We start from the raw sequence: 15,167 nt of genomic DNA, 5'->3' as shown, positions 1-15,167 counted from the left end.
TGTGCTTTCAATATACCCGCGTTTACCTTCTCGTATACAACGTCCTGTTAATTCAACCAGTTCAAGGTAGCTTTTAAGTTCAAACGGTAACCCTTTTGGCATGATTTGACGTGGTATTCCGGCAAAACGTAATAGTTTTTTTGGTTGTTTGCCTTCTGTTGCACTTTCTAATCGTGTTTGCACACTCGTATGTGATGACTCTTCTGGCGTGTTTGCCATTTTGGCCCTAATTGGGTTTAAATCAACGTATGCCATACAGGCTGCCAATGCTGCTTCATCAAGTAGCGCTTGTGACTTGAAGCGGCCTTCCCAGAATCGCCCTGTGCAGTTATCTTCTTTATTCGCTTTACGCGCAATATCTTCATTTAATAACCGCATAAACCAACTGATACTTGCTAGCCGTTCACGGTATTGTTTTACTGTTTGATTAAAAAAGATAAGCTCAGCTTTACTTAACTTCTCACCTTGTATGTATTTTTGCGTAAGTGCGGTGCCTTTACATAGCTTGTGCCAACGAATAACAATTGCTTTATCATTTAGCCGATCCGCTTTTTTATCATCTACATACAGGACTAAGTGGGTGTGGTTACTCATGACTGCATAAGCACATACATCAATACAAAATACCTTTGCTAATTCAAGCAGCTTATCTTCAACCCACCCTCTGCGATGCTCAAAAGATTGACCTGTAAAACGATCTTCACCGCACAAGAAAGCACGTCGAACACAACGTGAAATACAGTGATAATACTTTGTATCAACCAAACTTACTTGACGCTTTCTTGCAATTGCCATGTGACACCCTGATTATATTTTGCACTAATTGAAAGTTAGTAAAAAAAACGAAAAATACAAACTTTAGGATGGGTGTCATCTTTGTTTTTTTGGTGTCATCTTTGTTTTTTTTAAGGCAAACATTTGTAGAATGGGCAGGCTTTTCTATTCGTTATTCATTTTGGGCTAAAGCGTATTATGAGCAACAAAAAGCCAAGGGTAAGCCGCATAACAGCATTATTAGATCACTGGCATTTAAATGGATAAGGATTGTATTTAGGTGTTGGAAAACGAATACACCCTACGATGAATCGACGTATTTAGCAGCATTGAAACGCAGAGGCTCACCACTTTTAAAATTTGCAATTAATAGCTAAATTTTTCTAGTCGTCCACCTCAGGGCGTGTTGTTAGCTGGCAGCTTATACCACACTATTAAGTAACATTATGTTTTAGGTAAACACTGAAATTTTTGATTACCTGAACAATGTTTACCATATTAAAAACTTTAACGAGCTAACCAACTTTACTACTTGAAAGTATGCAGCCCCGCTTAAATTCATTGCATAGTTTACTTACAACGCACCAAGAATATTTTAACAAGCGATGAATGTAAAAAACTTATTTACATAACAATTAGCTCTGCCTGCTAACACCAAATTAAGCGGCGTTGCCCGCTCTTGGCAATGTCCGCTTGAATTTTTTTGTTATGTGCTAAATCAACACCCAAACTTAAAGCTCCTTTTTACTCGTTTAAATCCAGTTTTTTGTATCTTCTAAGGCGCAACAAACAATATATTCCAATCGCGGCCATAATCAGACTTATCCAAAAAGACAGTACATAATAAACTATTGTTGAGATACCGCTACCGACTACAAATAGCCCGCAGTCATATCCACAACTCTCCATACGGTATGAACTAAAAGCAAACACAGCTAAACTAAGAATTAACATAGTAAATGCAATATTTTGGACAAGTCTTAATTTGCTCATAGACTCCTTAAGCGCCTTGGCACATAACATGTTTATAGCGAGCTAATCGCGCGTATTTCTACCACTGCGCAGCTCGTTTTCTTATTAGTTTATTTTTAACAAACTTGTCAACTAATTGCCAGTGTTATTAAAATTCATCTGTGCTCGCTTTTTTTCATAGTATGAAACGAGCGACTGGGTCGTTTTCTTGACTATGCGAGCGACCAAGCCATAGCTGTACATATACACAGCACAAATTCGACGGATTGAAAATGAAAACTCGCTATGCGTATTTAAATTACATTGCGGACTATATGCTCACTCGACAGTATTCATTAATAATTATTAATGCTTATTTGAGTTAGGTCCAAACTTTATTCACTTTCACAACAAACATCACCCAAGCTTAATGGGAAATTCAGAAGTCGAAGCGTTTTTAGAACATATTATTAAAACGTAACATGTCAGCTAAAACACAAGCTGCTAATGGGGTTGTTAGCCCTTTTTCAAGATTATGAGCGCCTCTTTTTAATCCTCTACCGTTACATATTTGCTTTCAAACCAATATCGCTATCTATTGCTACTTTGAATAACACACAAAAAAGCCCCGTTTAGTTTTAATCAAACGGGGCTCCACACTAATTATTTGCTCAAAAATAAAAGCGCCGATTTTGCTGGCGCTTTGCATCATTGAATTAGCTTTATAGCTTACTGGTTAACAACACTTTTAAGTGGGTTAACTGGTTGTGCGTTGTCATCTAATATGTTCATATCAAAATCAAACTCATCAACACGAATCGCTTTTTCACGTTTTTTGTTGTAATCAATTAACTGAGCAAACTCAGCGTCTGTAATTACGTTTGCAGCAAGTGCGTTTTCAAGGGTGATGCTAAAGCGAGCACCTGGCTTGATAGTTCTTGCACGTAGTGCTTTTTTAACTTTTGCAAGTTCAGCTAGTGATGCAATTTTAGCTTTGTAAGCTTGCTCATTGATGTGATGACCGTCACCTTCGATAGGCTTAACTAAATGCGTTATTTGCGCTTTAAAGGTTGTATCAAGCTGTGCTTGTTCAGCTAATTCGCGAATTAAATCATCGCTGATTTTTGGCATTTTAGTTGAGTAGTTCATCGTAATAAAACGAATAAACTTACGAGTACCACTTGCAGGGAAGTTATCTAAGAACTTGTGCAATGCTTCTTCTGCGCTTTGTAGTGCAAAGCGAGTTGCATAGTGGAAGTAAGGTGCTGCTTGCTCGCGCTCGCTGCTCGCTACTTTTTGCTCGTAGTATTTGATTGATGCCATAGCTGCATACAAGAAGCTCATTACATCGCCTAAACGTGCTGATAGCATTTCAGCTTGCTTTAATTTACCGCCAAGTACTAACAACGAGAAGTCAGCGTATACTGCAAGTTTTGCAGATAGTTTGTGTACTGCTTTTTCGTAGTCACGTACTTCTGGTAATGCTGAGCTTGCGCCAGCTGTAAATGGTAATACACCTAAACGAAATGCACGTAAGCTGTTTGCTGTACTGTAACCAATTGTTTTACGTAAAATACCGTTGAATTCTGCATCAGCGCCTTTGTCGTCGCTGTGGATTGATTCAACCATAGATTGTAAATATGGGTGACAACGCATAACACCTTGACCAAAAATCATCAGGTTACGAGTAAGAATGTTTGCGCCTTCTACAGTAATTGCAATAGGTTGTGCAACATAGCCACTTGCTAGTGTATTTTGCGGACCATTTTGAATCGCTTTACCTGCTTGAATGTCCATCGCTGAATCAAGCACATCACGGCCAAGCTCTGTCATGTGGTATTTAGCAATTGCTGTTACTACCGATGGTTTTAAGCCCATGCCTAAACCTTCAGTTGTCAGTACACGCATTGCTTCTTGTAGGTATGTTTTACCCGCAATGTCAGCAAGCTTTTCTTGAATACCTTCAAACTGACCGATTGATAAGCCAAACTGTTCACGCACTGCTGCGTATTCAGATGCAGACTTAAGTGCAACTTGCGCTGTACTTACGCCTAGCGCAGGTAATGAAATACCACGGCCAGCGCCTAGACAGCTAACCAGCATTTGCCAACCACGGCCGATGTTTTTCTGTCCACCGATAACAAAATCCATTGGTACAAATACTTTGTTACCACGTGTAGTACCATTATAAAAACGGATACCCATTGGATCGTGGCGGTTACCAAGTTCTACACCTGGGTGCTCTTTTGGAATAAGTGCACAGGTAATACCTAAGTTTTCTTTACCACCTAGTAAACCATCAGGGTCAACAACTTTAAAAGCTAAACCAAGAACAGTCGCAATTGGTGCAAGTGTGATGTAACGCTTGTCCCATGTAATTTCAAGGCCAAGTACCTCTTCGCCGTTGTGTATACCTTTAGTAACTTTACCAACGTCTGGAATACCGCCTGCATCAGAACCCGCCTCTGGGCTAGTTAATGCAAAACATGGGATGTCTGTACCGTTTGCTAAGCGTGGTAAGTAATGCGCTTGCTGCTCTTGTGTACCAAAATGAAGAAGTAGTTCACCCGGACCCAACGAGTTAGGTACCATTACCGTAACGGCAACCGCAGAACTTTTAGTCGCAATTGTGCCAACAATTGTTGAATTAGCGTAAGGGCTAAACTCTAAACCACCAAACGATTTAGGAATGATAAGCGAGAAGAAACGCTCTTTTTTCAAAAATTCTAAAATGTCATTTGGTAAATGAATGCCATTTTGAATAACTGAATCATCAATCATGCCTAATAGCTCTTGTACAGGGCCGTCAAGGAATGCTTGCTCGTCAGCTGTTAAAGTAGCTGCTGGAACATCACGTAATGCACTGAAATCAGGCTTACCTTGATAGATAGAACCTTCAAGCCATACATCACCCGCGTCTAGCGCTTCTTGCTCAGTGATAGAAATACTTGGTAAAACTTTTTTTAACTTTGTACGTAAACTCATGATTGAACTCATCCGACCAGATAAATAATACCTACATTACGTCATAAAAATCGCTTTAGATCAATTACTCTATCCAATTAATTAACAGTTTTTTCAAATTATTTTCTTTACCCGAACGTAAACTGTTGAAACACAAAGGCTTACACTTGTACGCTGAAAATAGTATTTTTTTAAAAATTGATGAATAAAACGCCGCGCTAAGGCATCAAATAATAGATCATGAGGATAACGCCCGCTTTTTTGAATTGTTTTCTGAAATAGAGCGCGCTTTAGTTTTAAAAATATAAGCCTGATTTATTGAATGAAACAAGGAGAGTTAACACGTTAATTATGTGCTATGAGATCATTCATTTTTTATAAAAATGCACAGCACGGTTGGGCTTATTAAAATAAATATACAAGAAAAAGGGCATAAAAAAACGCAGCTTAAATACGCTGCGTTTTGTATTAACTAAAGCGTGTTAACAGCCTATTTGTACGACTTGCTTGCCGGTAAATCCACCCGCTAACTGTGTATTTAGAGCATTTGAAACCGCGCTTGCGTTAAACTCAACAGGCGTTAGGGTCGGTGCTTTAATGTCGCCATTATTAGCTCCCTCTATTAACAAATTGCCCATAAAGCTTAAACGCTGTTGGGCACACAAACTATTAGCCAACCATGCACCACCAAGCGACACAACACTAATATTAGGTGCACGCTTATACATTAAATTTTGGTCAAAACATGGCAATGGATTTAAACAAGCTATTTTGCCGCAAAATCGCATTAGTTCGATATTTCGCGCTGTAGACTCGCCACCCACAGTATCTATAACTGCATCAAACCCCTGCGGGCCCAGCTCCCTACGAATTTTTTCACACAACTTTTTATCGTTGTAGTCAAACACAACATCCGCGCCGAGCTGTTTAACAAGTTTGTGATTTTTTTTAGAAGCAGTTGCAAATACATCGGCTCCTCGCTGTTTAGCATACTGAATAGCAAACTGGCCCACAGCGCCAGCACCACCGTCAATAAATACAGTTTGACCTTCTGTGATACTAATTTTATCGAGGCTAATAAGCGCCGCCATTCCGGCACAAGGCAGTACGGCAGCAACGGCTGGGTTTAAAGTTGACGGTACAACAGATACTGCAAAGTTAGGTACTTTGGTGTATTCACTTAATACCCCTTGTCCACCTACGTTTGCATGCCACATAACACGCTCACCCACATTAGGAAAAATCCCTTTCCTTGCCTTTACAACAACACCCACCGCATCTAGTCCCAAAATATGCGGGTACTGCCACAAGCAAAAACCTGATTTTGCAAAATGCCCATCAACAGGGTTTAAGCCAACATATTCTACCTTTATCAGTAGCTCGTTATCTGAACACTCAGGTACGGGTATCTCAATGTCAGCTAAACTTATTTGCTCATTAGGCGTTTCTAATACAATGGCACGCATTGTTTGCGGCATAGTATTTTGCGCTAAAATATCAGTATCAGACATCGTTAAACTCTACTTATTTGTGTTACTTAATGCATAGCTCCAACGCCCATTAAATGACTGGTACGCATTGACCTTTGCAAGTAACGATAAAATGGTTGTTTCAACTGCATTTTCTTGCGCTATTAAAACATCCTGACGGGCATCTAACAACTCTAGATAAGGAATTTGACCTTCCTCATACATGGCCTCTGCCTGTAAAAAGGCTTTATTAGCAAAGTCATAACGCTCATCTGCAAAGTTTTTTTGCTGTGCCTGATTAACCATTCCCTGCAACGAGAGCTCACTTTCACTAAGTGCTTTAAGAACAACGTTTTGATAATCGTTGTAGGCTGCTTCACTTAATAATTGCTGCGCATCGCGCTGTGCTAAAAGAGCAGGGTAACTTAATAATGACCATTGTAATTGAGGCGCTATTTGCCACTGCTGCTGTGTGTCGCTAAACCCATTACTGCCTAAGCTAAGCACACCTGCAAAAGCACTCAAACTTACATCTGGAAGCAATGCTTTACTTGCAGCCACACTTAAGCTGTTCGCTTGGCTAAAATCATAAAGTGCGCGGCTAATATCTGGCCTCAATGCAATAGCGGCATTTGGCTTAGCAAGTGTTACGTTAAACTTGTTAGTTAAAACGCTCTGTTCGTTAGTCAACTTAGTGTTTTGAGTTAAACGACCTGTTAGCACTGCAAGGGTTGATAAATCACTATACTTTGCAAACTCAATGGCGGGAATTAACGCTTGTTGCTGGCGTAATTGCGCCATAGTCCGATTTAAATCAAGTTCGCTTGCAACGCCTTCATCTACACGTGCCTGTAGCACATCAATACTTTGCTCAAGTGCTTCTATTTGCAGGCTAATAATACGCTGTTTTTCAACATTACCTTGATAGCTTACAAACCCTTTTACAACCGACGAGACAACTTCAATTTGCAATAAGCGAACTTGCTCTGCTTGGCTCATGGCTGATGCATTCGCTGCATCAACCAAAGCAGTAATTCGCCCAAATAAATCAAGCTGCCAATCAAGCGCAAAATTAGCGCTTGATTGGCGTGTATTTGTATTACCTAAGCCACTTCTTTGAGCGCCTATTTCAATACCACCTTGCGGTAAATATTGTGCTTTTTGCTCACCCAGCCTAGCTAATGCGCTTTTAAGCACAAGCTGACTTGTTTTTAAGTCGAAGTTTTTAGCCAAAGCATCTGTTACTAATTGATTGAGTTGCTTAGACTCAAGCCCCAGCCACCAGTTAGTTTCGTCTGCACCGCTTATTTGTTCAGCTACTGCAGCATTTGCAACAAATTCGTTAATTGCATTTTGCTCGCTACGTGTATCAATTTTGCTTGCACAGCCAGACAAAAATGCAGCCATTAACACAGTGGCAACCGTTAGCTGTGTTTTAAATTGCTTAGCTATTGGTTTAGTCATTTGACAGCTCCTGTACGTCGTTTTTTTTCTTTACAACGAGCATATAAAACACAGGTGTAAATAATAAGCCAAATACGGTTACGCCAATCATCCCTGAGAATACGGCATTACCCATTGCATGGCGCATTTCTGCTCCTGCACCGGTTGCAAGTACAAGCGGTATAACACCCGCGGTAAACGCAATTGATGTCATTAAAATTGGGCGTAAACGCATACGACACGCCGCTAATATGGCATCTATATGGGATAACCCGGTATCGTTTTTATCTTTTGCAAATTCAACCATTAATATCGCATTTTTAGAGGCCAAAGCCACCAATACAATGAGCGCTATTTGCGTAAAGATGTTGTTGTCTGAACCAACAAACCACACGCCAAGTAATGCTGAAAATATAGTCATTGGAACAATTAATATAATTGCTAATGGCAAGCGCAAGCTTTCATACTGTGCAGCCAATACCATAAACACAAGGAGTACAACTAATGGGAACACGTATACCATAGTGTTACCTGCTAATACTTGCTGATAGGTTACTTCAGTCCACTCATATTCAATCCCAGTGGGTAAGTTATCGGCCAAAATAGCTTCTATTGCTAGCTGTGCTTGATCTGAGCTAAACCCGGGTGCTGGACTACCATTTAACTCAGCGCTTGGATAGCCGTTGTAGTGCATTACACGATCTGGGCCTATTGTTGGCGTCACCGTCAGCACTGAGCCTAATGGCACCATGTTCCCTTTGCGATTTCTTACTTTAAGATTAAGAATTTGATCAGGGTCTAGACGATAATCAGCATCTGCTTGCGCATTTACTTGGTATGTTCGGCCAAACATATTAAAGTCGTTTACATACACAGAACCTAAGTAAATTTGTAAAGCATTAAACACTTCGTCAAGCGCAATACCTTGAATTAACGCTTGTTCGCGGTCAATATCAATATCCATTTGTGGTACTTGAATTCTAAAGCTTGAGTAAAGCCCCATGAGTGCTGGGTCTTGTTGTGCTTTACCAATCACTGTTTGTAAACTATTAAATAACGCTTCAAAGCCTTTGTTTGCTCTGTCTTCAATTTGTAGTTTAAAGCCACCTGTAGTGCCTAAACCTTGAATTGGCGGCGGTGGAAATACCGCGACAAACGCTTCGTCAATTGCTGCAAATCGCTGATTTAGCTGCGCGGCAATCGCCATGGCAGATTGACTTGGATCTGTACGGTTCTCAAATGCGTCTAATGGGGTAAATACTATGCCGCTATTAGGGCTGTTAGTAAAACCATTCACTGATAAACCAGGAAAGGCAACCGTATTAGCAACACCCGGTACTTCAAGTGCAATTTGCTGCATCTGTCTAAGCACATCTTCTGTACGGTCAAGGCTTGCTGCATCGGGTAGCTGTGCAATGGCAACCAAATATTGCTTATCTTGTTGTGGAATAAACCCACCTGGCACCGCGTCAAACAGCTTAATGGTTCCGCCAACTAAGGCCACATAGCCAACCATCACAATAAAGCTCATACCAATTAGTTTTTTAACTAATTTTTCGTAGCCTTTGGCGCCTCGGTCAAATACACGGTTAAAGGGTTTAAATAACCAGCGGCCAAACAATTTATTTAACAAACGCGTAAATGCATCTGGTTTAGTATCGTGAGATTTTAGCAATAGTGCTGCTAATGCTGGCGACAGCGTTAAGGAGTTAATCGCCGAAATAACAGTTGAAATAGTAATTGTTAAGGCAAATTGCTTATAAAATTGACCTGAAAGTCCGGTAATAAATGCCGTTGGAATAAATACCGCACATAATACCAATGCAATGGCAATAATTGGCCCTGTTACTTCGCTCATAGCAACGCGGGTTGCTTCAAGTGGCGAAAGCCCTTGCTCAATGTTACGCTCAACGTTTTCAACCACTACAATGGCGTCATCGACCACAATACCAATAGCAAGTACCAACCCAAACAACGATAAAGTGTTAATAGATACGCCTAACCACTGCATTACCGCAAAAGTACCAATGAGTGAAATAGGCACCGCAATAAGTGGAATAATAGAAGCTCGCCATGTTTGTAAAAATACAATAACAACAATAACAACCAGTACAATAGCTTCAAGCAAAGTAGCAATAACAGCGTCTATAGAGCCACGAACAAATACTGTAGGGTCGTAAACAATGTCGTATTCAACACCTTCAGGGAAGTCTTGTGATAAACGCGCCATGGTTTCTCGTACTTGGTCTGAAAGTTCTATTGCATTTGAGCCTGGGCGCTGAAATATAGGCATAGCTAATGCGGGTTGCGAGTCAAGCTCAGCACGTAGTGAGTAGCTGTCTTGGCCAAGCTCTACGCGGGCAATATCAGTAAGGCGTGTTATTTGCCCTTCATCACCCACTTTAATAATTACTTGTTCAAACTCTTCAATACTGTTTAAACGGCCTTTTACATTTAACAATACTTGAAATTGGCTCTCGTTAGAAACAGGCTGAGCACCTAAACTACCCGCTGCAACTTGTTGGTTTTGCGAGCGAAGCGCAGTTACCACGTCGGTCGCGGTCAGCGCTCGTGCAGAAAGTGCATCGGGGTTTAACCACACACGCATGGAGTATTTACCGGCGCCAAATAAGCGAATGTCGCCCACCCCGGATAAACGAGCAATTTCATCTTTTATATAGAGATCTGCATAGTTAGATAAGTACGCAGTATCGTGTGATTTTTCAGGAGAATATAAATGCACCACCATAGTTAAATCGGGTGATGATTTTTCAGCGACTACGCCTAAGCGCTGCACTTCCTCGGGTAAACGAGGCAATGCACTGTTTACACGGTTTTGTACTTGTACTTGCGCACGGTCTAAATCGGTGCCTAATGCAAAGGTCACCGTTAGTGTCATACGGCCATCGCTGGTTGCTTGCGAAAACATATATAGCATGTTTTCTGTGCCGTTAATTTCTTGCTCTAGTGGTGTTGCTACGGTTTGTGCTATTACCGTTGGGTTAGCCCCTGGGTAACTTGCAGTCACAACCACGGTAGGCGGTACTACTTCTGGGTATTCACTGACCGGCAGTTGGAATAACGAAATACCACCAGCAATTAAAATGACCAACGACAGCATGGCCGCAAATATGGGTCGCTGTATAAAAAAGTGTGAAAATTTCATCTAAAAACCTTATTGTTTTGCGACTAAGCTTGAATCGTCATTGGCCAATGTGAATGCAACATCACTGCTATCAATGGTTACTTTATTAGGTGCCACTGGCATGCCTGGCCCAACGCGAGCGGGGCCATTTACTGCTATTACATCGCCCTCTGAAAGGCCTGACGTGACCGCGCGAAGAGAGCCATAACGCTCACCCACTATCACTAATTTGTACTGCAGCACATTGTTTTCACCCACAGTGAGTACAAATCGGTTTTTTAAGTCAGTCCCTATCGCTCTGTCTGGGACAATTATTTGCTCTGTTACTGAATTAGCAGCAAGCTTAATGCGCGCAAATGAACCTGCACGTAGGTGACTGTTATCTTCGTCAAATACGGCGCGTACACGCAGCGTACCGGTTGATGAGTTAATTTGATTATCAATAAAGTTAATGTAACCTTTGTAAGCAAACCCACGCTCGCCTACTTTTTGCATTACTACCGGTTGACGGCTTTGTGCGGTTACATTGCTAAAATCGCTGTTCCATGTGCGCTCATCTACGTCAAAGTAGGCATACATTTTTTCGTTAGAAACAATACTGGTTAACACACTTTGCCCTGCAATAATGTTGTTACCTTTAGTTATATTGGCACGTGAAATCACACCATCAATTGGTGACACTATGGCTGTGAATTCCAAATCAAGCTTGGCTGAGGTTAATTGCGCTTGTAATGCTGCAAGTTGTGCTTCGCGTTGGCGTAATACAGACGTGCGTGACTCTGCTTGTTCCGTTGAAATTGCTTTACGCTCAGTTAATCGCTCAGCGCGCTTAGCCTCGCTTTTTGCTTGTTCAAGTGCAGCTTGCGCACTATTAACCTGCGCTTTTAAACTGGCAACCACTGCCGCAAACGGACGGTCATCTAACTTAAATAATACATCGCCTTTTTTAACTAGGTCGCCTTCATTAAATGTAATCGCCTCTATAACACCTGACACTCGAGGCATGAGTGCAACTTCTTGCGGTGACTCTAAGCGAGTTGTATAGGTGTGCCAGCTTTGTACTGGTTTAACAAGTACGTTAGCAACATCGATAGGTTGAAGAAATTGCGCTTGAGCCGAAGGCGGTGTGCTTTCATCTGCACAGCCGGCAAGTGTTAAAAATGCGCCTGCAAATGCAGCAGCGATAAGGTGTTTTTTCATGAAGACGCTCCTTTAATTGATTAAGGACGCATACTACGGGTTATACCTGCGGACAAAAACCATAGATTTTTAAATTCATTAATGCCAAAATGGCATCAATAGTGTTTTTATGGTGGTTTTATGGATACGACAAGTCGGCTTTTGATGTTGCTTGAAGTAGTTGAGCAAGGTTCTTTTGCTAAAGCTGCTGAATTACGTAATATCGACCGTTCTGTGATCTCAAAACAGATTAGTCGTTTAGAAGATGAACTAGGGGTTAGATTATTAAACCGCACTACCCGCTCATTTTCACTTACTGCCGCCGGCGCAGAAATGATAAAAAAAGCCGGTGAGCTCCGAGAACTACTAGGCGAAACCGTGCGAATGGCCGAAAACTACCATTTAGAGCCTCGTGGCGTCCTTAAAATAACCTCATCAACACTCATTGGTAGGCGCTACTTACAACCTGTACTTAATGACTTTCAAAAGCGTTTCCCACAAGTTGAGGTTGAATTAAGACTTGATGACAGATTAGTTGATATTGTATCTGAAGGGTTCGATTTAGCATTTCGAATTGGTGAGCCAAAGGATTCATCCCTTATTGCCCGCAAAATTGCCCGTAATCGCTTGTTAATTGTTGCCGCTCCCGAATTTATCAGCACGTATGGTATGCCAGCCACAATGGAAGAATTAGCCGATTTACCTGCCGCAAGTTATGCCAGTAACTCGATGAGAGTTGAAACAGTTGACTATTACAACAGTTCGGGTGAGCCATGTGAGCAAAAAATAAAAAGTGTATATCGCGCTAACGATGCTGAAGCACTACTTATGAAAGCAATCTCTGGTACAGCTTATTTTGTAGCGCCGGCATTTATAATCGGTGACGAAATTACCGACGGTAAATTAATACCTATACTAACGGATGTAAAGTTAATGGATTACAGTGCAATGTATGCTGTTTATCCGCACAGAGATTTACCTGTACGTACACGATTATTTTTTGATGCAGTACGCGAATATTTAGGAAAAGATAAACCAATATGGGAGCACGGTATTCCAAACTTTGAGCAAATGTATTAGGCAGGTATTAGTTCAGAATTTTTATGCTCTTTCGAATTAGCATACACTTTATTGCGGCCTAAACGTTTTGCTTTATAAAGTTGTTTATCGGCTGCAATAAAAATGGATTCGAGCGAAGAGTTAACCTGATGACTTGCCACACCCACACTGATGGTGAGCTTTATTTTTTTACCGTCTATATTAAACTGGGTTTTCTCTACAGTCGCTCTTAGTTTTTCAGCAGCAAGTAAAGCGTTTTCTTTTGAATCAAACGAATGAATAACGGCAAATTCCTCACCACCCACCCTAAACACGTAACCCTTTGCTAACGTTACCCTTAAAAGCGTAGCAATCTCAGTAAGTACCTTATCCCCTACGTCGTGGCCAAATTTGTCGTTTATTTGTTTAAAGTAATCTAAGTCGAGTAAAAATAAATAGGTATTTGTTTTATCAATAAGTTCCACTTCAAAATAATGATTCATTGATAACCGGTTACCCGCCCCCGTTAGTGGGTCAAGCAGTGCTAGATTTTTTAAACGTTTAGATGAAAGCGCGCGGCTTCCCTCAAAAATATGCGATACAGTCCAAATACTGACGTACGCTAATAGTAAATTAATTGCCATATTAAAATTAACAATTGATTCGCCAGTATATTTACTAAATAGAGTTAACGATTGAATAACAAGTACTGTGCCTGAAAAAAAGATACCGTAACGCTTACCCATCAACAGATAACACAATACGGGTATGGCAAAAGACCAAACAAATAATCCATATTTGGGGGCTGATATAAGGTTAGCGTAAAGAACTATAATGCACACCAACACGCACATGACAACTGATTGCCAAAACCGTAATGCATGTTTGTTTAAGTGATAAATGGTATATAAGCAATAAACTGAAAAACACAGTTCTAAAAAACCGAGGAAGAACACACCACTAAATACGTTTAAAACGCTAAAAAACAGTGATACAGAGCCAAAAAACAAACACATCCATACAAGAACATGCTTTCTTAATGCTTTGGTACTATTTAGAGCAGTGATATCCATTCAATTAACTCAGTAATGTCGAACTAAGGGATTATTCTACCGTGTAATAAATATATAACAAGTGTAACTGAGTGTTATTCGGCCATATTGTAGTAATTTTAACCGCTAACCACCTAGCATAGAAAGGTTTGTTGTGACCCCGGTTTCACCCTGATGCAATAAATGTGTTGGCTTTTTAGTTTTAATATAAACAGAGAGCTGATCTATAAGTGCTTGGCTTGAGCTTTCATTCATGTATTCACGTAACGAGATGCCTTGCTCTGAAAACAGGCAAAGGTGTAGCTTACCTAAAGACGACACTCTTAGCCTATTACACGAATTACAAAAATCATTACTGTAGGGCATTATTAAACCAATTCGGCCTTGGTAATCAGGATGATAAAACTCTTCAGCTGGGCCCGCTGTAACACTTCTAATGATTGGCTGCCAACCCGCTGCACGCAATCGTGCTTTAATTGACTGACCCGATATATGGTTTGCATCAAAAAATGCTTTGTTGTCATTTGTTTGCATCAACTCAATAAAGCGCATAGTAACTGGGCGGTGCTTCAAATACGCTAAAAAGGTATCGAGCTCTTGGCCGTTATATTGCTTCATTAGTACACTGTTTATTTTTACCGATTCAATGCCACTATCTAACGCGGTGTCGATGCCTTTCATCACTGTATTAAATTTATCGTGACCAGTAATGGTGTTAAACATTCTTGCATCAAGTGTATCAATACTCACATTAATCGCATTAAGGCCTGCATCTACCCAATTGTTAATGTGTTTATGCATCGAAAAGCCGTTTGTTGTAGCCGCTATTTTTGTAATGCCTGAGGTATCTTTTGCTGCACGAATAACATCTATAAAATCTTTCCTGAGGGTGGGTTCACCCCCGGTAATACGCAGCTTAGTAATACCATGATGTGCAAAAGCACTGATCGTATTACTGATCTCATTCAGTGAAAGGAACTCTCTATCATGGTCACATTGGTAGCCATCGGGTAAACAATAAACACATTTAAAGTTACACACATCGGTGATCGATAAACGTAAGTAACTAAATTTTCGCCCTGCTGGGTCGATGAGCATAAATAAACCTTAACCTTACTTTTTTAAACAGAGCCCGTAGAGCCTTGAGCGTTG

At 40.7% G+C, this 15,167-nt stretch carries 9 protein-coding genes and 1 pseudogene; 2 read left to right on the top strand and 8 right to left on the bottom strand.

What is annotated here, in order from left to right; translation table 11 throughout:
• Positions 1-795, bottom strand: a 795-nt coding sequence (locus ATS71_RS06605) for a transposase (RefSeq protein WP_058404102.1), incomplete at its 3' end; no start/stop codon positions are given.
• Positions 796-902: 107 nt separating this feature from the next.
• Between ATS71_RS06605 and ATS71_RS06600 the strand changes: the two are divergent.
• Positions 903-1,151, top strand: a pseudogene (locus ATS71_RS06600) (IS110 family transposase); the annotation flags it as partial.
• A gap of 1,303 nt (positions 1,152-2,454) precedes the next feature.
• Here the strand turns inward: ATS71_RS06600 and ATS71_RS06590 are convergent.
• The 5 genes from ATS71_RS06590 to ATS71_RS06570 form a co-directional block, all read right to left on the bottom strand.
• Positions 2,455-4,710, bottom strand: coding sequence for an acyl-CoA dehydrogenase (locus ATS71_RS06590; protein WP_058404100.1), 2,256 nt, complete (start codon positions 4,708-4,710; stop codon positions 2,455-2,457).
• A gap of 461 nt (positions 4,711-5,171) precedes the next feature.
• A complete protein-coding gene (locus ATS71_RS06585) occupies positions 5,172-6,200 on the bottom strand; it encodes a zinc-binding dehydrogenase (RefSeq protein ID WP_058404099.1) in 1,029 nt (342 codons plus the stop codon).
• A 9-nt stretch (positions 6,201-6,209) separates the two neighbouring features.
• Positions 6,210-7,622, bottom strand: a complete 1,413-nt coding sequence (locus ATS71_RS06580; RefSeq protein WP_058404098.1) for a TolC family protein — start codon at positions 7,620-7,622, stop codon at positions 6,210-6,212.
• A complete protein-coding gene (locus tag ATS71_RS06575; RefSeq protein ID WP_058404097.1) occupies positions 7,615-10,767 on the bottom strand; it encodes an efflux RND transporter permease subunit in 3,153 nt (1,050 codons plus the stop codon). Before ATS71_RS06575 ends, ATS71_RS06580 begins: the two co-directional genes overlap by 8 nt.
• 9 nt (positions 10,768-10,776) lie before the next feature.
• The gene (locus tag ATS71_RS06570) at positions 10,777-11,946 is read right to left on the bottom strand and encodes an efflux RND transporter periplasmic adaptor subunit (protein ID WP_058404096.1); all 1,170 of its coding nucleotides are present in this window, start codon (positions 11,944-11,946) and stop codon (positions 10,777-10,779) included.
• Positions 11,947-12,066: 120 nt separating this feature from the next.
• Between ATS71_RS06570 and ATS71_RS06565 the strand changes: the two genes are divergently transcribed.
• The gene (locus ATS71_RS06565; RefSeq protein WP_058404095.1) at positions 12,067-13,005 is read left to right on the top strand and encodes a LysR family transcriptional regulator; all 939 of its coding nucleotides are present in this window, start codon (positions 12,067-12,069) and stop codon (positions 13,003-13,005) included.
• On the opposite strand, the gene ATS71_RS06560 is transcribed toward ATS71_RS06565, so the two are convergent.
• Both ATS71_RS06560 and moaA read right to left on the bottom strand, forming a co-directional pair.
• Positions 13,002-14,036 carry a GGDEF domain-containing protein gene (locus ATS71_RS06560; protein WP_058404094.1) on the bottom strand — a complete coding sequence of 345 codons (1,035 nt, stop codon included), beginning with the start codon at positions 14,034-14,036 and terminating at the stop codon, positions 13,002-13,004. The genes ATS71_RS06565 and ATS71_RS06560 overlap by 4 nt on opposite strands.
• A gap of 105 nt (positions 14,037-14,141) precedes the next feature.
• The gene (gene moaA / locus ATS71_RS06555) at positions 14,142-15,113 is read right to left on the bottom strand and encodes a GTP 3',8-cyclase MoaA (RefSeq protein WP_058404093.1); all 972 of its coding nucleotides are present in this window, start codon (positions 15,111-15,113) and stop codon (positions 14,142-14,144) included.
• Positions 15,114-15,167: the final 54 nt, after the last annotated feature.

It is taken from the genome of Pseudoalteromonas sp. H71, assembly GCF_001468485.1.
Classification (GTDB): domain Bacteria; phylum Pseudomonadota; class Gammaproteobacteria; order Enterobacterales; family Alteromonadaceae; genus Pseudoalteromonas.
This window is presented reverse-complemented; position numbering and strand designations above follow the sequence as displayed.